The 18,501-nt window shown below is 47.4% G+C and carries 16 protein-coding genes; 7 read left to right on the top strand and 9 right to left on the bottom strand.

Translation table 11 applies throughout. From position 1 onward, the window contains the following. The 7 genes from mreD to VYM24_RS08780 form a co-directional block, all read right to left on the bottom strand. Positions 1-501 carry a rod shape-determining protein MreD gene (mreD, locus tag VYM24_RS08810; RefSeq protein WP_291537811.1) on the bottom strand — a complete coding sequence of 167 codons (501 nt, stop codon included), beginning with the start codon at positions 499-501 and terminating at the stop codon, positions 1-3. An 82-nt stretch (positions 502-583) separates the two neighbouring features. Continuing rightward, complete coding sequence (gene mreC, locus VYM24_RS08805) at positions 584-1,426, bottom strand: rod shape-determining protein MreC (RefSeq protein WP_291553159.1); 843 nt, start codon at positions 1,424-1,426, stop codon at positions 584-586. Between the two features lie 9 nt (positions 1,427-1,435). Beyond that, positions 1,436-2,458, bottom strand: coding sequence for a rod shape-determining protein (locus VYM24_RS08800; protein WP_007209637.1), 1,023 nt, complete (start codon positions 2,456-2,458; stop codon positions 1,436-1,438). Between the two features lie 112 nt (positions 2,459-2,570). Continuing rightward, positions 2,571-4,094, bottom strand: a complete 1,524-nt coding sequence (purH, locus tag VYM24_RS08795) for a bifunctional phosphoribosylaminoimidazolecarboxamide formyltransferase/IMP cyclohydrolase (RefSeq protein ID WP_299092405.1) — start codon at positions 4,092-4,094, stop codon at positions 2,571-2,573. A 198-nt stretch (positions 4,095-4,292) separates the two neighbouring features. Beyond that, entirely contained in the window at positions 4,293-6,329 is a 2,037-nt protein-coding gene (locus tag VYM24_RS08790) for a M13 family metallopeptidase (RefSeq protein ID WP_291553164.1), read from the bottom strand. Between the two features lie 25 nt (positions 6,330-6,354). Beyond that, a complete protein-coding gene (locus tag VYM24_RS08785) occupies positions 6,355-8,316 on the bottom strand; it encodes an ABC-F family ATP-binding cassette domain-containing protein (protein WP_330941970.1) in 1,962 nt (653 codons plus the stop codon). A 126-nt stretch (positions 8,317-8,442) separates the two neighbouring features. Beyond that, complete coding sequence (locus VYM24_RS08780; protein ID WP_330941969.1) at positions 8,443-9,936, bottom strand: PAS domain-containing sensor histidine kinase; 1,494 nt, start codon at positions 9,934-9,936, stop codon at positions 8,443-8,445. A gap of 221 nt (positions 9,937-10,157) precedes the next feature. Here VYM24_RS08780 and VYM24_RS08775 point away from each other — a divergent pair, with 221 nt between their 5' ends. Then, the gene (locus VYM24_RS08775) at positions 10,158-11,003 is read left to right on the top strand and encodes a helix-turn-helix domain-containing protein (RefSeq protein WP_330941968.1); all 846 of its coding nucleotides are present in this window, start codon (positions 10,158-10,160) and stop codon (positions 11,001-11,003) included. A 53-nt stretch (positions 11,004-11,056) separates the two neighbouring features. On the opposite strand, the gene VYM24_RS08770 is transcribed toward VYM24_RS08775, so the two are convergent. Both VYM24_RS08770 and VYM24_RS08765 read right to left on the bottom strand, forming a co-directional pair. Beyond that, the gene (locus VYM24_RS08770; RefSeq protein WP_330941967.1) at positions 11,057-11,245 is read right to left on the bottom strand and encodes a hypothetical protein; all 189 of its coding nucleotides are present in this window, start codon (positions 11,243-11,245) and stop codon (positions 11,057-11,059) included. Continuing rightward, on the bottom strand, positions 11,232-11,816 hold the full coding sequence (locus VYM24_RS08765; RefSeq protein ID WP_291553175.1) for an ATPase: 585 nt from the start codon (positions 11,814-11,816) through the stop codon (positions 11,232-11,234). Before VYM24_RS08765 ends, VYM24_RS08770 begins: the two co-directional genes overlap by 14 nt. A 285-nt stretch (positions 11,817-12,101) precedes the next feature. On the opposite strand from VYM24_RS08765, the gene VYM24_RS08760 reads away from it, so the two are divergent. The 6 genes from VYM24_RS08760 (at position 12,102) to VYM24_RS08735 (ending at position 18,427) form a co-directional block, all read left to right on the top strand. Then, entirely contained in the window at positions 12,102-13,580 is a 1,479-nt protein-coding gene (locus VYM24_RS08760; protein ID WP_330941966.1) for a DUF3943 domain-containing protein, read from the top strand. Between the two features lie 108 nt (positions 13,581-13,688). Next, on the top strand, positions 13,689-14,609 hold the full coding sequence (locus VYM24_RS08755) for a hypothetical protein (RefSeq protein ID WP_291554401.1): 921 nt from the start codon (positions 13,689-13,691) through the stop codon (positions 14,607-14,609). A gap of 99 nt (positions 14,610-14,708) precedes the next feature. Beyond that, positions 14,709-15,215 (top strand): S24/S26 family peptidase, encoded by a 507-nt coding sequence (locus VYM24_RS08750; RefSeq protein WP_291554403.1) that lies wholly within the window; start codon positions 14,709-14,711, stop codon positions 15,213-15,215. Between the two features lie 72 nt (positions 15,216-15,287). Further along, a complete protein-coding gene (locus VYM24_RS08745; RefSeq protein ID WP_291554405.1) occupies positions 15,288-15,554 on the top strand; it encodes a PqqD family protein in 267 nt (88 codons plus the stop codon). A 3-nt stretch (positions 15,555-15,557) separates the two neighbouring features. Continuing rightward, entirely contained in the window at positions 15,558-16,733 is a 1,176-nt protein-coding gene (locus tag VYM24_RS08740; RefSeq protein WP_330941965.1) for a nucleotidyltransferase domain-containing protein, read from the top strand. A 32-nt stretch (positions 16,734-16,765) separates the two neighbouring features. Further along, a complete protein-coding gene (locus VYM24_RS08735) occupies positions 16,766-18,427 on the top strand; it encodes an ABC transporter ATP-binding protein (protein ID WP_330941964.1) in 1,662 nt (553 codons plus the stop codon). Positions 18,428-18,501 lie beyond the last annotated feature (74 nt).

Genomic DNA, 18,501 nt, shown 5'->3' with positions numbered 1-18,501 from the left:
TTACTTCTTCTTCACTCCTTCTATAGCCATGATACAGGTTATAGTCAGCAACGCACTTGCCACAATTCTCAGCAGCAACGTTCCGATATGGGCGAACGAAAAGAATTCTATGGTAAGTAATATTGCATGATGAATAAAAACGCTAACAACCAAATACTTCAGGAAAGGTACAATTCCCATCGACTTGATCGAAGGAACTATATTCTCAAACGCATCCCTCGGCACAAACAGGCGTAGGAATGTAGGACGCAGAAAAGCCAGTGCCACCGTAGCTGCAGCATTCATACCCGGCGTATCCGAAAAGATATCCACCGTCAGTCCCAGAAAAAACGCCCACAGCATCAAAGTATTCCGTGGTGTTTCCGACTCAAATTTCAGTATGAGATAAATATATAGAAAAGGAGTGGCATATCCGGCAATATGCACATTATTCAGTATCAGTACCTGCAATAGTACCAAACCGACAAACCAACCTATTTTATGCAGATAATTGATGACCAATTTGATTTACGATTTTACGATTTACTATTTACGATTGAGGTTCCCCCCTATCATTTATCACTCTATCACCTTATCACTCCCATCATTCCCCTTCTTCCTTCTCCAACATCTGCTGCTCTTCTTGTCCGGTACGGGCAATCACCCGAACGTTGCTCACCTTTCCGAAGTCCGTGGCCAACTTTATCTTCAACAGATAAGAGAGGCCGTCGTGGGAATCAGACATATCATCCACCGTTCCCACCATGATGCCTGCAGGAAATACTGTAGAATATCCACTTGTCACCACCGTATCACCCAGGTTAAACTCTGCGTGGCGAGGTAAATCTTTCAGATAAGCATAACGAGAGTCTCCATATTCCCACTTCAAGTAACCGAAATATTCACTGCCCACAATCTTGCAACTGATGCTCGATTTACTGTTCAGCAATGGGATAACGGTAGAGTAATGCGGAGAAGTCTTATAGACAATGCCCACTACTCCGTTGGCATCTACCACTCCCATTTCCGGACGGATACCCGCAGAACTTCCTTCATCAAGGGTGATATAGTTATCCACCCGGTTCAGACTATTCTTGATTACATTCGCTTTGAAAATATGGTATTCGTCCGGTTCGAGCCGTTCCAGGCTATACAACCGAACAGAGTCCATTCCTTTATTTTTCAGCGTTTTCTCCAGGAAAGCCACCCGCTGCTCCAACCACATATTACGGTCGAGCAGGTCTTCATTGACAGATTTCAGATGGAAATAAGAAGTAATAGCTCCCGAAACATCGTAAACTTTCCCCGCCACACTATTGGCTGATGTGAAAAACACACTCTGCTGATAGTAATTGAAGTGGAACAATAAAACAAAACTGGCTGCCTCTAACAGTAGAAAGAGGAACCAGTAGTTGTATTTAATAAGAAAGTTCAGTAAATTTCGCATATGGCTTTATCATCTCATCAGGAATGAGAAACGATCCACATTCTTCAGCGCCACACCCGTACCTTTGGCAACAGCATGCAGGGGATCCTCAGCAATATGGAACGGAATGTTAATCTTATCAGTCAGACGCTTATCGAGTCCGCGGAGCAATGCACCACCACCTGCCAGATAAATACCATTGTGCACGATATCGGCATACAGTTCAGGAGGTGTATTTTCCAGCGCGTTCAAGATAGCGGTTTCAATCTTCGAGATTGATTTCTCCAGACAGTGCGCCACTTCCTGATAGCATACAGGCACTTCCATAGGCAGAGCCGTGATACGGTTCGGTCCGTGAACGATATAATCTTCGGGGGCGTCTTCACCAAGCTCGGTCAGGGCGGCACCCGCATTGATCTTAATACGTTCGGCCATACGCTCGCTGACCTTCACATTGTGCTGACGGCTCATATACTCCTGAATGTCTGCAGTAAAGTCATCACCCGCTATGCGGATGGAATTGTTGGCTACGATACCACCCAAGGAGATAACGGCAATTTCCGTAGAGCCACCACCTATATCTACAATCATGTTTCCTTCCGGAGCTTCCACATCGATGCCGATACCGATAGCGGCAGCCATAGGTTCGAAAATCAGATAGACGTCACGTCCGCCGGCATGCTCGGCAGAGTCGCGCACGGCACGCAGTTCCACTTCAGTACTACCCGAGGGGACACCGATAACCATACGGAGCGAAGGTGAGAAGAGACGGTTGCGATTATTCACCATCTTTATCAAACCGCGTATCATCTGCTCGCAAGCATAGAAGTCGGCAATTACACCGTCGCGAAGCGGACGGATGGTACGTATGTTTTCGTGGGTCTTTTCGTGCATCATCTTTGCCTTATCACCCACGGCAATCATCTTATCGGTGCGACGGTCGAGAGCTACCACCGAAGGCTCATCCACCACAATCTTACCATTGGTTGTAATAATGGTATTGGCGGTACCAAGGTCCATCGCTATTTCTTGCGTAAAAGAGAATAATCCCATATTCTAAATGTAGAATTAAGAATGAAGAATGAAGAATACTATGCAGAATAACAGCGCAAGTAAAGACAGCGCAGCAAATTCTTTATTCTTCATTCTTCATTCATCATTAATATTAGTGTTTGAAATGACGAATTCCCGTAATCACCATCGCGATGCCATGTTCGTTGCAATAGTCGAACGAAAGCTGATCCTTGATGGAACCACCCGGTTGAATAACTGCGGTCACACCTTCATTTCCGGCAATCTCCACACAGTCAGGGAAGGGGAAGAAAGCGTCGGATGCCATCACGGCACCTTTCAGGTCGAAGCCGAAGTTCTTGGCTTTTTCGATGGCCTGCTTCAAAGCATCCACACGTGAAGTCTGTCCCACACCGCTTGCCAGCAATTGCTTGCCTTTAGCCAGTACGATAGCGTTGGACTTACTGTTCTTCACAATCTTGTTAGCGAAAAGCATGTCTTCTATTTCCTGTGCGGTAGGCACTTTCGTAGTTGCAGTTTTCAAATCTTCAGGCTTCTCGATGTTCAGGTCGCGGTCCTGTACCAATACACCATTCAGGAGAGAACGGAACTGCTTCTTAGGCAGTGCGGCAGGCTTGCGAACCAAAATAATACGGTTTTTCTTCTGTCCCAGGATTTCCAATGCGTCTACATCATAATCAGGGGCAATAATTACTTCGAAGAAGATTTTATTGATTTCCTCAGCAGCGTCCTTATCGATCACTCCGTTTGTGATGAGCACACCACCGAAAGCGGAAACCGGGTCACCAGCCAATGCGTCGTTCCATGCTTCAAGCACCGTGGGGCGTGAAGCCAGACCGCAAGCATTGTTATGCTTCAATACGGCAAACGTAGTCTCTTCAAATTCATCGATCAGGTCAACGGCTGCATTGATATCGAGCAGGTTGTTGTAAGAGATTTCCTTTCCGTGAATCTGGTCGAACATAGCTTCCAGATTTCCGTAGAAGTAACCCTTCTGATGCGGGTTCTCGCCGTAGCGCAAAGTTTTCTGATTATTGGCAGAGCAACGGAATGCGGAACCTTCTTCGCCATCGAAGTAGTTGAAGATGGCTGAATCGTAATGAGAAGAAACGGAAAACGCCTCTTTGGCAAACCAACGGCGTTCTTCCAGCGAAGTGGTAGCTCCATGTTCCATCAGCATATCGCGGAACGGCTGGTATTGTGCCTGAGAAGCAATGATAACCACGTCATTGTAATTCTTGGCAGCTGCACGGATCAATGAGATACCGCCTATATCTATTTTCTCGATGATAGTCGGCTCGTCGGCACCGGAAGCTACGGTAGCTTCAAACGGATACAAATCGACGATAACGAGGTCTATTTCGGGAATTTCATATTTTTCTATCTGTTGCATATCCTGTTCCAGTCCGCGACGGCAGAGAATACCACCGAACACTTTCGGATGCAGGGTCTTCACACGTCCACCCAGAATAGAGGGATACGTGGTCAAGTCTTCCACTGCTTTACAGGGATAACCCAGTGATTCTATAAACTGACGAGTTCCGCCTGTTGACAGAAACTCAACTCCTTCTTCATGCAGTTTGGTGATGATTTCGTCCAAACCTTCCTTATGATAAACCGATACTAAAGCGGTTTTAATTCTTTTTGTTTCAGACATGGAATTGCGTATATAAGTATTTGATGTGCAAAGGTACTAAAAATGTTTATTTGCACACATACTCAAACACAATAAATTAGGTATAATTAAAAAAGGCAGCAATCCTGTTTAGGATTTACTGCCTTTATCTTTCTTTTTTGCTAAACGGAGAGAATACCGCCCCATTGTGCCAGAGTTGTGCCAAAACGATGGCAAGACTTACCAGATAGAGACGCGTTCTGCCGCCGGTACATACATCGGATCTTTCTCCGTAATGCCAAATGCATCATACCATGCAGCAATGTGCGGCAACGCAGCGTCTACACGCCATTTGCCCAAAGAATGCACGTCGATCTTCGTCAATTGCAGGATGGCTTCGGGACGGGTATTGTTAGCCCAAACATTGGCATAAGCCAGGAAGAAGCGTTGTTCGGGAGTGAAACCGTCTTTTACTTCCAGCGGAGCGGCAGCAGTAGCCTTCTTGAATGCCTGGTAAGATACCTGCAAACCTCCGTGGTCGGCAATGTTCTCACCCAGTGTCATACGACCGTTGGCATGTACCCCCGGCGCAACTTCGATGCTGTCAAAGAAAGCAACCATTACATCGGCACGTTTCTCGAAGTTCTTGGCATCTTCTTCCGTCCACCAGTCTTTCAGATTACCGTCTTTGTCGTACTGGCGACCTTGGTCGTCGAAGCCGTGTGTCATCTCATGGCCGATTACAACACCGATTGCACCGTAATTGAAAGCATCGTCAGCATCCATATCGAAGAACGGATATTGCAGGATACCGGCAGGGAAACAGATTTCGTTCGTTGTCGGGTTGTAATAAGCGTTTACGGTTTGCGGAGTCATCAGCCACTCGTCCTTGTCCACCGGTTTACCGGCTTTGGCAACCATTTCGGCATATCCCCAAAGATTGGCACGTTTGATGTTGTTCCAATATGAATCGTCTTTGATTTCCAACGTAGAGTAGTCTTTCCACTTATCAGGATAACCGATCTTCACGTGGAAAGTAGCCAGTTTCTCCTGTGCTTTCAGCTTGGTTTCGTCGCTCATCCAGGCAAGGTTGTTGATGCGTTCGCCCAAGCTGGTCTGAAGGTTCTTCACCAAAGATACCATACGTTCCTTGGCAGCGGCGGGGAAGTATTTCTCTACATACATCTGGCCTACGGCTTCACCCAGTGCGGAGCTTACTACAGAAACGGCAGTCTTCCAGCGGGGTTGCATTTCCTGCGTTCCGGACATGGTGCGTTCGTAGAAGTCGAAGTTCTGTTGAGCCATCTCGTCATTCAAATAACCGGCAGCAGAATCAATCAGTTTCCATTGCAGGTAAAGAGCTTGCTGATCAACAGGTAAGGTGTTCAGGATGTTGGCAGCTTCAGCTACTGAAGCGGGCTGGCCGACAATGATTTCCTTCACATCTGTCAGTCCAAGACCTGAAAGGTATGCGTCCCAGTTGAAAGTAGGATAATTCTTCTTCACCTCTTCCATGCTCATCTTATTGTAGTTGGCATGCGGGTCACGCAGTTCGGTACGAGAACGGAAAGCTTTGGCAAGACGGGTTTCCACGTCCATAACCACTTCCATACCTTTCTTGGCAGTAGCTTCATCGAAACCGGCCAACTGATACATTTTCTGTACATGAGTACGGAAGGCATCACGGATAGCGGTAGTAGAAGGGTCAGTAGCCAGATAGTAATCGCGTTCGCCCATGCTCAAGCCGCTTTGATAAAGCTGCACGGCGTTCTCGTTACTGTTCATTTCGTCGGCAGCCACATAGAGGCCGAGGTAAGCACCGATGCCCTGCTTGCGCAGATCGGCGAGCAAAGCATAAACTGCTTCCTTATCTTTCAGGGAAGCAATCTGTTCCAGATCGGCTTTGATAGGAGCAACACCTTCCTTATTCAGCTTCACGCTGTCCATAACAATCTTGTAGAGGTCGCCTACCTTTTGCGCTACACTGCCGGCTTCGTGCTGAGTGGCAGCCAGTTCTTCAATCAAACCTTGTATCTGCTTACGGTTATTCTCGGCAAGTTCTGTAAAAGAACCGTACTGTGAATACTCAGGTGAAAGTGGATGGTTTTCAATCCAACCGCCACAGGCGTACTGATAGAAACTACTCCCCGGAAGGGCAGTTGTGTCAAGATTGGCAAGCTGGATACCGGCTGTCATTTCAGCTTTCTGCTTGCCCGTACCACATCCCGCCATCATAAGGCAAGCTGCGGCTAAAGATAAATAATGAGTTACTTTCATAAGATATAAAATAATGTTATAAGTTTTATTGTGCTTTCCGAGCCTCTTCCAGTTCGGTAGAGACGGCATCCCACTCTTCCATCACAGAGTCGAGTTGTTGCTTCAGTTTCTGATGCTGCTCGTAAAGGGCCATATCCGAAGCTCCCTCAGGAGTTGCCATCCGGGCTTCGAGAATGGCGATGGCAGACTCGGTCTGCTCTATCTCCGATTCACAGTCGGCAACGCGACGTTCCAGTTTTTTGAGCTTCTTGTTCAGTTCCTTCTGCTCTTCATAGGAAAGCTTGGCACCGGAAGACTGAGTGGCGGTATCCGTATTCTCTTTTCCACCGGAGGGTGAGGTAGAAAGTGCGGGGGCTTTCTGTAATTCGTTCAGGCTTTCTATCTGCTTCTTTTGCAGGAAGTCGTAGATGCCACCGAGGTGTTCTTTCACAATTCCACCACCGAATTCATATACTTTAGTCGCAAGTCCGTCCAGGAAATCACGGTCGTGGCTTACTAAAATGACTGTACCGTCAAATTCGCGAATGGCATCTTTCAGTACATCCTTCGAACGCATATCGAGGTGGTTGGTCGGTTCATCCAGTATCAGGAAGTTCACAGGTTCCAGCAGGAGCTTGATCATTGCGAGGCGGGTACGTTCTCCACCGGACAACACTTTCACCTTCTTATCAGAAGCTTCGCCGCCGAACATGAAGGCACCGAGGATATCGCGTATCTTCAGGCGGATCTCGCCTACGGCTACACGGTCGATGGTATCGAATACCGTCAGACTTTCATCCAGAAGTTGTGCCTGGTTCTGGGCGAAGTAACCGATCTGTACATTATGACCGAGGGTGAGCTTACCGGTATAGTCGGTGATTTCCCCCATGATACACTTTACCAGGGTGGATTTACCTTCACCGTTCTTACCTACGAACGCCACTTTCTCACCACGGTTTATGGTCAGGTTGACATCGTGGAAGATGACATGGTCGCCATAGGCTTTCCGGACATTCTCACAGATGACAGGGTAACTTCCGCTACGGCTGCTGCAAGCAAACTTCAGGCGCAATGCCGAGTTGTCTTCCTCGTCTACCTCGATGCGTTCTATCTTTTCCAGTTGTTTAATGCGGCTCTGTACCTGCACTGCTTTCGTGGCTTTATAGCGGAAGCGTTCGATGAAGGCTTCGGTATCTTCTATCTGTTTCTGCTGATTCTCATAGGCACGGAGTTGCTGTTCACGGCGTTCCTTGCGTAGTACGACGAATTCGTCATACTTCACTTTGTAGTCGTAAATCTGTCCGCAAGTAATTTCAATGGTACGTGTGGTGACGTTATTGAGAAATGCACGGTCGTGACTCACCAATACCACGGCATTGGCACGTGTGGAAAGGAAGTTTTCAAGCCATTGGATACTCTCAATATCCAGGTGGTTGGTAGGCTCGTCGAGCAACAGCACATCGGGACGGCGAAGCAGGAGTTTGGCAAGCTCGATACGCATACGCCAACCACCGGAGAACTCACTGGTGGAGCGGTCGAAGTCTTCGCGGCTGAAACCTAAACCTTGCAAGGTTCGTTCTATTTCAGCACGGAAGTTGGTGCCGCCCATCATCAGGAAACGTTCGTTCTCGTGAGTGAAACGGTCGATGAGTTTATGGTATTCTTCGCTGTCATAATCGGTGCGTTCGGCAAGTTGCCGGTTCATGCGTTCGATGTCCGCTTGCATTTCGAAGATGTGTTCGAAAGCCAGTTCCGCCTCTTGCATCACGGTACGCTTATCACTAAGAATCATCACCTGTGGCAGGTAACCGATAGTACATTCGCGGGGAATGGCAACGACGCCGGAAGTGGGCTGCTGTAGTCCGGCCAATATCTTGAGCATGGTAGACTTACCCGCACCATTCTTACCCACCAGGGCGATGCGGTCTTTTTTGTTGATTACGTAAGAGACGTCTTCGAACAGAGGGGTTGCATTAAATTCTACCTTCAGTCCTTCTACTGATATCATAGTGTCAATGAATTTATCGTTCAGGGCTGCAAAGGTAACGATTTCCAGCGGGATATGACATCGTAAGCCTATATTATTGTAACTCGCTGGCGGAATTCATTACTTTCTATAGGGTTATGCACCAATTCATTCTTCTACTTTCAGCGGTAGAATGATTGTAAAACGTGTACCCTCTCCAGGAGTGGACACCACTTCGATCTTGCCTTCGAAACGTTTGACGATTGTTTTGCAAATGGACAGTCCCAACCCCGTACCTTGCTTGAAAGAATCTCCTTTGTAGAAGCGGTCGAAAATATGTTCAAGTACTTCTTTTGCCATGCCTGTCCCAGTATCTTCCACAAATATATTTACACGATCAGAAGCAGTGGGCCGGTAGCCTATACGGATATTTCCTTCGGAGGTGAACTTTATCGCATTGTTCACCAGATTGTTGATAACCTGGCTCAAGCGGGTGGGGTCGGTATAAACGGTCACCTCCTGCCCGGGGAGATCCAGCAACAGCTCCACTCCTTTGCGCATATTCATTCTTTGTGCACTACCTATCTCATTCAATACCCGATGAAGGGAAACACTGCAAAAACTAAACTCCATAGTGTTCGACTCTATCTTGGAAAGATCCAAGATATCGGAGATCAAGACCATCAGCAACTGGCTGTTCTTTTCGATCAGAGAGGTAAATTCAATGATATCTTCTTTGGTCAAGTCCGATTCGCCATAGGCCAACAGAGAAGAAAAACCTACGATAGCATTGAGCGGCGTGCGTATTTCGTGACTCATATTGGCAAGAAAGATACTTTTTAGTTCGTCACTACGCCGGGCTTTACGCAAGGCTTCATTCAGCCGTTCTTCGGTATCCTTGTATTTCTGGGTACTCATGCAGATACCTACAATACGATAAGGGGTTTCTTTCAGTTGCCCGACGTAGGTGGACTGGGCTTCGAACCACTCCCAACTGCCATCGTCACGGCGAAGACGATATTCTACGGGGGCTTCATACAGACTGCCATCCAGTTGGAGGGTCAAAGCGTCAAATACCGACTGACGATCATCGGGATGCATCAGATAAGCAAACTCTTCGGAGGTGAGAGTGTAGTCTCGCGTGGGAATGCCCAAATATTCGAAGTAGCGGGGATCAATAATCATAAGGTTACGCTCCATGTCGTACGACCATTGGAATATTTGTGTTCGGCTCAGGGCGATGTTCAACAGATGCTCCCGAGTACTCTCTTCCAGCACGTTGCGGTAGTAAAGTACTATTCTTACCAATCGGTTTTCTTCATATATGCCCATCAGGGCACCTTGTATAAGAAAACTGATATGTCTTTTCGGTTCGAGCATAAAGCAATTGGAAGTCAAATGGATGATACGCTGGCGGTCTTCATGCAATTCCTGCAAGTAGCGGGGCAGGATATTCTCTTTATCCTGCACTACCTCCAACATATCAACAACGGGCTTTCCAATGATATCCGCATCCAGTTGAAGTTCATCGCTCATCTGCTTGTTCACACGCCAGATGCGGTCTTCAAGATCGATCATAACAATGCTAACGGGCCATACATCGAACAATTGTTCAGCAATGGCGTTCACTATCCGTACTTCCTGAGGTATATTGAGGTTCATAAGGTTATGTTTATCGTGTAGGGTGACAAAGGTCGGGCATAAACAGGTAGATGGCAAACAAAACGGATGAAATCAACATTCCATTTCGGCGCAGATATATTCCATCGTTCACACCTTTACATCTTTTAACGGGGCAGAAAAAGATAGAGAAGCGAATTTAACGGTTATTCCTATTGATTATATACCGATATCTTTCAAATTTGCATACCAAAAGGAAAGAAATGAGCATAAGTAAATTCAATACACATACAAGCTTCACTGCTTACGAGTGTATCACAGTCAATGAGTTAGAACCCTTATTGGAGAAATCTTATAAGACAGAGGGAGGCATTTTTGCCCTCTGCAGCAAGGGTTCCCTGAAAACAATCATCAATCATACCGAATACCGGATTCGGGCGAATGAGTTAATAGCACTTCCGCCGGAATCTTTCCTCCAACTGTTGGCTGCATCGGATGATTTGGAGATACATACTGTCATGTTTTCACAGCAACTGATCCAGAACGCGGGAATGGGTAAAAATATGATGGATAAGTTCTACATCATCGGCAAGCACTATGTTTTCCCGCTATCGGAGGGAACTTCAATATTATATGCGGAAATGTTTACGTTTCTTTCGCACCTTTATAAAGAGGTTGGGGAGAAATTGAGTGACGCTGTTTCTCAGTCGTTCCTAAGCCTAATGTTACAGGGTGTATCCGAACTTTGTCCGGAACAGACGAGGCTGATAGAAACACCGGGTAGCAGACATTTCCAGCAGTACCGGATTTTTGTCAGGCTGGTACATGCAGACTATGCCCAAGAGCACCAGGTGGCACATTATGCAAAGAAAATGCATATGCAGCCGTCCGCCCTTTGCCGGCTTGTCAAGAAGGAGTCGGGGCATACGGCGATGGAGATTATCAATATAGCGCTCATCATGGATGCCAAGACACAACTATGCACGGAGAATACGCCAGTGAAGGATATTGCGCTGAGTCTGGGATTCAACAATGCCGCCTTCTTCAATAAGTTCTTTAAGAAGCATACAGGGGTGACGCCGCAGATGTTTCGGAATTCTGTAAGATAGCAGGGATACAGAAAAAGAACGTATATCTCCACATTCCCAGCAAGCGAAGATATTTATTTCATCTTTCGCTGCTTTGCCTTACGAAGCAGACGGCGGGCAGGAATGGCTTTTATTTCGCCATCAAGTGTACCCACTATCACAGTTTCGTTCCGCAGTGCTTTTTTCTCAAGCATGCGTTGCTCGGCCAGTGCCAACCCATAGTGCAATTTCTCGCTTAATTCCTTCCACTCATCGTTTGACATAACTTTCTATGGTTTTAAAGAGTTCTACTTCATACATCCGTGTCGGAAGAGTAGGACCGCCTTCAGCAACAATAATGCGGTTCTCCCGACTATTATCCGCCAACAGCCAATAGTCTACACAGGACATATAGATGTCGAACAGATTATTTATCCCAGCCTGATAGCGCCGGCGTATAACTTCTTCCGGTATATCATGACCACCTTCACTGACACGCTGACGTACACGATTGATTGCCAGTTCCGGTGAATTCAGCCAAAAGTAAATGAGGCTAACCCGATATCCTTTCTTCTGCACCTGCCGGACAAGCCGGGCATAAGAACGTGTAGCAAGTGTTGTTTCAATCGAGAAATTCTCTCCTTCCCGCATCAGTTCTTCAATACGCCTCAGCATCAGACGACCCGCATCAATCGCCACTCCCTCAGGATTGAAGGGAGACAAGCCACGGGCAATCTCATCAGCGTTCACAAATTCCTTACATTGCAACACCTCGGGCAAAACAGTATAAGATGCCGTTGTTTTGCCGGCACCATTACAACCACTGATAATATAAAGCTGTTTCTCCTTCAGCATATTCTTAGTAAGAATTTAGAGTTGCTAACATTTTCACTGTAACAGTTGCGACAAAGATAAAGAAACTCCCCCAAATCCATGCAGCACAAGCCATAATTTTCGATTCATCCGGAGAATAATTGGTACGCGGACAACGCGGATGGAGCGGATGGAGCGGACGAACGCGTACCAGTCCCCCCCTTTTGTGAACCTTTTATGCTGCAAACGAGTTAATTAAGAAGTTATAGAGGCTTTTTACAAAAAATACAACTACGTGCATTTAATAAAAATCCCTAAGTTTGCGTCATGAAAAAGTTACTGCTGACTCTGCTCACTTTCCTGATAACCGTTAATGTGGCTTATCCGCAACTCGCCATCCGCCACCGTTTAGCCACTCCCCGACCTGCCGACTCGCTCGATATAGACTATTACTCCCATAAAAGGGGACTTCAGGCGGGCAGCATGGTCTTCGGCATCAATATGGGAGTCTGGGCCTTCGACCGCTATATCCGTAAAGCTGACTTTGCCTACATCAACGGGCGTACTATCAAGGACAACCTCAAGCATGGCTTCGTGTGGGACAATGACGCCATGGGCACCAATATGTTCATGCACCCCTACCACGGCAGTCTGTACTTCAACTCAGCCCGATCCAACGGATACAATTTCTGGCAGTCCGGGCTCTTCGCTTTCGGCGGCAGCTTCATGTGGGAGATGTTTATGGAGAACGAATATCCCTCTACCAACGACATCATTGCCACCCCCATTGGCGGTATGGCCCTGGGTGAAGTGACTTACAGGGTTTCCGACCTCATCCTCGACGACCGGAAAACCGGTTGGTCACGCTTCGGACTGGAATTTGCCGGATTTCTGGTATCCCCCATGCGCGGCTTGACCCGTATTATCAACGGAGATGCCTGGAAGCGGCGTTCCACTTCGGGCAAGCAATTCGGTGTACCCGATGTAAGCGTGGATGTGTCTCTGGGCATACGTACCCTGGAACTGAAAGACGAGATTCTGGACAAAGGTATGGGTCTGGCCTCCGAAATCAACGTCGAATACGGTGACTGCTTCGATGCGGAAGATACCAAACCCTACGACTATTTCTCCATCCAAGCGAACCTGAACTGGCAGAAAGATCAACCGGTCCTGGGACAGATAAATATCGTTGGCCGACTGGTGGCCAAAGAGTTGGTGAACAATAAAAAGCACTACCTCAGCCTTGGGCTGTACCAGCACTTCGATTACTACGATTCGGATACGATATCGGCAGTATCGGCAAAAGTACCTTATAAATTCTGTACACCCGCTTCCGTGGGCGGCGGCCTCATCTACAAAAGAAACCTCAAACGGAACTGGGGAATAGATGGTTACGCCTACCTCAACGCCATCCTCCTGGGAGGTACCCTCAGCGACTATTATCAAGTGGACGAACGCATCTACAACCTGGCCAGCGGCTACAGTAGCAAGCTCAACTTTAACTTTACCTACAAGGACCGTCTCGCCATATCCACCATCTACGAAGTCTACCACATGTTCACCTGGAAAGGATACCCCCAAGACATCAACTGGGACGAAGTGGAACCGAAGACGCTCAATGCGCAGGGCGACCGTTCGAGGGCCATTCTCCATGCAGTCGGCCTCCGGCTGGACCTGAAATTGCGGAAGCAACTGTACCTCACCGGCACATTTACGAACTACACCCGCGATACCAAATACAGGTATCACGCCAATGTATTTTCCAATACTTCGGAAGGACGTGTTATGCTGACTTATAAATATTGATGAAAAGACTGGAAAAATGAACCGATACCTGTAATATTGTGTAAAATTCAGTTGTCCAATCAGAAGAATTCCTCTACCTTTACACCGGTACATCAAATATAATAGATTATGAAAGGAGAGCGTAACGCACAGGTATATCAAGTAGGGCCTTATCTATTCGGTACTTCCTCCACCATTCCACGCTGGAAAACGGAAGAGCTGATTCCCTCTCTGAAACCTTTCCTGTTATCTTTAGATACATACAAAGAGAAAGAACTCAAAATAGCATTCTCACTTGCCGTCCAGCCGGAGAGTGAAATCCAAGAAGAAGACCATGCAAAATATCGCTCACTCGTCGAGTTCGAATGGGAAGGTGCCACGTGCAGGATCAGTGTGATTCCGGATACGGACTCTTATCTCATTACCATCCTCGCCCCCAACGATCCGAAAGAGTACACAGCTTATTTCTTCTACGGATTTACCAAAGGTGTCCTGTTCCTGCACGAAACAGAAGCGGATGCATTTGTGCTCAACAATATCCTGATGATGATTTACGCTTTCAATACGGCTTGTTCCGATACTGTATTAATGCACGCTTCCGTCATAAAGAAAAATGGAAAGGGGTATCTCTTCCAAGGCAAAAGCGGAACGGGAAAGAGTACGCACAGCGGGTTGTGGCTGAAGCATATCCCCGGCTGTGAACTGCTGAACGATGATAATCCCATCGTGCATTTCAACCGGAAAACAGGGGAAGCCACAGTCTACGGTTCGCCCTGGAGCGGAAAGACGCCTTGCTACAAAAATGACTCCGTTCCTGTAGGGGCATTTGTACGATTGGAACAGGCTCCGATGAATGAGATTCAACGGGAGAGTCCGGCACGGGCATTCGCATCACTATTGCCGTCGTGCTCCAATCTGAAAGAAGTGAGAGAATTGAATAATGGTGTCATCGAGACAGTGAAATATCTTGCGGTCCATACTCCGGTGTATTTTCTGAGATGCTTGCCGGACAGGGAAGCGGCAGAGATTTGTTTTAATACAATTAAGTAACAAGCTATGAGCTACAAGGTACAAGCTACAAGTGCCTTTCGGTTCATTGCGCAGCCACTCGTAGCTTGTAGCCTGTAGTTCGTAGCTAAAACCAACATAATGATAGATAACGGACGAAAAAGAATCATCCCCAACGAGGTACTGTTACCCGAAGTAGCACGCCTCATCAGCGAAGGACATACCGTAACCCTGACAGTCAGAGGAAACAGTATGAACCCGTTTCTTGTAGACCGTCGCGACCGTATTATTTTAGGCCCTTTTACCGATGATGATTTACAACCGGGCGTTGCCGTACTTGCCAGAGATATAAACGGACGTATTATCTTCCACCGCATCATCCACCGCAATGGCCAAGAACTAACACTACTGGGAGACGGTAATATACGAATAACCGAACAGACCAACATAGCCAATGTCATGGGAGTAATGATTGCCGCCATCCGTAAAGAGAAAGAATATCCGTGTAATGGCCGTACCTGGCAGCGCTATTCTTTTTGGTGGATGAAACTGACCCCTGTAAGGCGATGGCTATTGGCAATATTCAGAAGAAGAAAGATTTTTTCATCCGCAGATGACGCAGATAACGCAGGATTAAATACTACGTAACAAAAAATCAGTGTCATCCGTGTCATCTGCGGATGAGAAATCATCATAATAACAACCTAATACATACAAACAATGAAAATCAAGAACGGATTTACCTTACATCAGATTGGTGACGAACATATCATCATGCACAACGGTACAGGAAACGTAGATTTCAGCAATATCATCAGCCTGAACCCTACGGCAACCCGCCTTTGGCAACATGTGGAAGGAACAGATTTCAATACCGACACTCTTACCGATTTCCTTACGGAGAACTACGAAGTAGACGCTGAAACCGCAAAGCGGGATGCAGAACAACTGATAAAGAACTGGCTGAAAACCGGAATCATAGAATAGCATATGCGTCGTACTTTCCTAACCTTGGTGCGTTCCGGATTATGGAACACCCCCGTCGACCCGACCCCATTCAGTAGTATGAATACTGCCGACTGGGAAGAGATATACCAGCTGGCACGTACCCAAGCCCTTCTCGCCATTACCTTCGACGGAGTACTCAACCTGCCGGTAGAATTGCGCCCACCCCGACCGCTCTACCTGCAATGGGCAGCTAAAGTAGCACAAATCGAGCAGTCTAACCTCCGCCTGAATGAAGAACTCCCGGAAGTTTTTATGCCATACCGGGAAGCCGGTCTACATCCTATTCTACTGAAAGGACAAGGCATCGCCACTCACTACATAAACCCATTGCACCGTCAATGTGGCGACATCGACGTCTATATCGGAAAGGAAGGACAGCCCGTAGCCAACAATATTCTGCTCCGTCACGGTGCAGAGGCAGAAGGAGAAGCATCGGACAAACACGCCAGCTATTCATTTCATGGCGTTCATATAGAAAACCATCGTATCATCCTGCGGATTAACAATCCGGCAGGTAACCGATACTTCCAGCACTTGGTACAGGAATGGTACCCACAACATGCTGAAACAAGAGAGATACACGAATATCCCGTCAGCCTCCCGCCTGTAACATTCAATGCGCTGTATATCTTCATGCATGCATTCGTCCATTTCCTGAACAGCGGCATTGGTCTTCGCCAGGTTTGCGACTGGACCCGTCTGTTGGCAACACGTCATGAAGATATTGACAAACTTTTGCTGGAAAAGTATTTCCGCAAAGTAGGATTGCTACGTGCCGCAAAAGCTTTCGGATATATCACCGTGCATTATCTGGGTTTGCCGGAAGACAACCTGCCCTTCTCTATCAAAGGTATGGAACGGGCAGGAGAAAACTTACTGGATGATATCTTTGCTACCGGAAACTTCGGTCAGCATGACGCACGCATCAAGCCACGTCCCAAAGGTTATTGGGCCGGAAAATGGCACACTTTCTGCCGGGCAACCAAACGCTGCATGAAGCTGCGAAAGTTTGCTCCCAATGAGGCGTTATGGTATCCGGTGAAGCTGATAAAGGGAACAGTAACAATACAAATTAATAAGCTACGAGCTACAAAGCTACAGGCTACAGAGCTACAAGCTACGAGTGCTATGCAGCATGATAGCGCCAGCCACTCGTAGCTTATAGCTTTGCAGCTCGTAACTAATTCATTATGAAGACAGAACAAATAAAGTATATCTGGGAAGTATCTCACGGACAACGGGGACGTATTCTCCTCTCCTGCCTCACAGGTATCATTGGGGTAGCGGTTTCTCTTACCTTTATTTATGCTTCCAAAGTCGTCATCGACATTGCCACAGGTGCCGCCATCGGAAGCCTGACCAATGCCGCTATCCTTACTATTGCTTTATTAATCGCCCAACTTCTGTGCGGAACCGTCGACACCTGGCTCAGTGCCCGTATGCAAGTGGAAACAGGAAACGCATTGCGCCACCGCCTCTTCTCCCGTCTATTGCAAAGCCGTTGGAACGAATTGGAACGCTTCCACACCGGCGATATCGTAAACCGGGTGGAACAAGATACCGCTGCCATCGTGGGGTTACTGACCAGTACAATTCCGGCTTTCATAGTTACCATCGTTCAGTTGGTAGCCGCATTCGTATTTTTCTGCTTTCTCGATCCGTCTCTGCCTTGGGTAGTGGTAGGCATTCTACCTATTTTCCTATTGGGTAGCCGCTTCTATATGAAACGAATGCGCCGCTACACCCGTGAAATCCGGCAGAGCGACAGTCGTATCCAGTCCGTTATACAAGAAAGCCTGCAACACCGAACCGTCATCAAAACCCTGGAACAAAGCGATCGGCATATCGGAAAACTGGATGATCTGCAAGATGCACTCCGTAGTCAGATATTCGGTCGTACCCGCTTTTCACTCTCTGCACGTATGCTGGTGGCATTTGCGTTCTCCGGCGGCTATCTTACAGCATTTCTTTGGGGGGCAGTACGCCTTAGTACAGGGAGTATCACCTTCGGAACAATGACCGCCTTCCTGCAACTGGTAGGAAAAGTGCAACGACCTGCCCTCGATCTTTCACGCCTGCTGCCTTCCTTTATCAATGCCCTCACCGCCGTAGAGCGACTGATGGAACTTGAAGAACTTCCCTCCGAAGCAAGTGGAACAGTGCAACTGTTCCCCCAAACCCCGGACTTACAATTAAAGGATGTCACATTCAGTTATTCAACAGGAGACCGACCTATATTAAATCACTTCTCCTGTAACTTCCCCGCCGGAAGCTGCACTGCCGTATTGGGTGAAACCGGTGCCGGAAAAACTACCTTGATCCGGTTGCTTCTCGCACTCGCTGACCCGCAAGTAGGAAGTATTACCCTTTCATCCGCAAATACAACACAGTCCCTACCCCCAACTTTCAATTCTCAGTCCTCAACTCTTGAAGTTTCCCCTCAAACCCGTTCCAACTTCGTCTATGTCCCCCAAGGAAACACTCTTTTCAGCGGTACCATTCGCGACAACCTATTAATGGGGAACCCTCATGCCACCGAAGCCGAAATGCTCCAGGCTCTCCGTACCGCCTGTGCTGACTTCGTTCTCTCTCTACCGGACGGAATAGATACCAACCTCAACGAACAAGGTGGCGGCCTCAGTGAAGGACAAGCCCAACGTATCGCCATCGCCCGTGCCCTCCTCCGTCCTGGACACATCCTGCTGCTGGACGAAGCCACTTCCGCCCTCGATCCCGAAACGGAACGACTATTAATAAAAAACCTGCGCAGAGACTGCACAGGCAAAACATTCATCTTCATCACACACCATCCGGCAGTAGCCAAGGCTTGCGAAGCAACTATACAACTTTAAAAGAGACATTGCCGTAAAATTAAGAAAGGGAACCATCTCACGATGACTCCCTTTCATTCCTAATTTTAAATTTG

The sequence above is a fragment of the Bacteroides sp. MSB163 genome (assembly GCF_036416795.1).
Classification (GTDB): Bacteria; Bacteroidota; Bacteroidia; order Bacteroidales; family Bacteroidaceae; genus Bacteroides; species Bacteroides maternus.
Note: the sequence above shows the minus strand (reverse complement) of the source record. Positions and strands in the feature narration are given on the sequence as shown.

Bases quoted from the DNA above. Each gene is read 5' to 3' on its own strand.
- VYM24_RS08790 (WP_291553164.1), bottom strand. From the start codon at position 6,329: ATGAAAGTAACTCATTATTTATCTTTAGCCGCAGCTTGCCTTATGATG.
- VYM24_RS08775 (WP_330941968.1), top strand. From the start codon at position 10,158: ATGAGCATAAGTAAATTCAATACACATACAAGCTTCACTGCTTACGAG.
- VYM24_RS08765 (WP_291553175.1), bottom strand. From the start codon at position 11,816: ATGCTGAAGGAGAAACAGCTTTATATTATCAGTGGTTGTAATGGTGCC.
- VYM24_RS08750 (WP_291554403.1), top strand. From the start codon at position 14,709: ATGATAGATAACGGACGAAAAAGAATCATCCCCAACGAGGTACTGTTA.
- VYM24_RS08785 (WP_330941970.1), bottom strand. From the start codon at position 8,316: ATGATATCAGTAGAAGGACTGAAGGTAGAATTTAATGCAACCCCTCTG.
- purH (WP_299092405.1), bottom strand. From the start codon at position 4,094: ATGTCTGAAACAAAAAGAATTAAAACCGCTTTAGTATCGGTTTATCAT.
- VYM24_RS08800 (WP_007209637.1), bottom strand. From the start codon at position 2,458: ATGGGATTATTCTCTTTTACGCAAGAAATAGCGATGGACCTTGGTACC.
- VYM24_RS08760 (WP_330941966.1), top strand. From the start codon at position 12,102: ATGAAAAAGTTACTGCTGACTCTGCTCACTTTCCTGATAACCGTTAAT.
- VYM24_RS08740 (WP_330941965.1), top strand. From the start codon at position 15,558: ATGCGTCGTACTTTCCTAACCTTGGTGCGTTCCGGATTATGGAACACC.
- VYM24_RS08735 (WP_330941964.1), top strand. From the start codon at position 16,766: ATGAAGACAGAACAAATAAAGTATATCTGGGAAGTATCTCACGGACAA.
- VYM24_RS08780 (WP_330941969.1), bottom strand. From the start codon at position 9,936: ATGAACCTCAATATACCTCAGGAAGTACGGATAGTGAACGCCATTGCT.
- VYM24_RS08770 (WP_330941967.1), bottom strand. From the start codon at position 11,245: ATGTCAAACGATGAGTGGAAGGAATTAAGCGAGAAATTGCACTATGGG.
- VYM24_RS08755 (WP_291554401.1), top strand. From the start codon at position 13,689: ATGAAAGGAGAGCGTAACGCACAGGTATATCAAGTAGGGCCTTATCTA.
- VYM24_RS08745 (WP_291554405.1), top strand. From the start codon at position 15,288: ATGAAAATCAAGAACGGATTTACCTTACATCAGATTGGTGACGAACAT.
- mreC (WP_291553159.1), bottom strand. From the start codon at position 1,426: ATGCGAAATTTACTGAACTTTCTTATTAAATACAACTACTGGTTCCTC.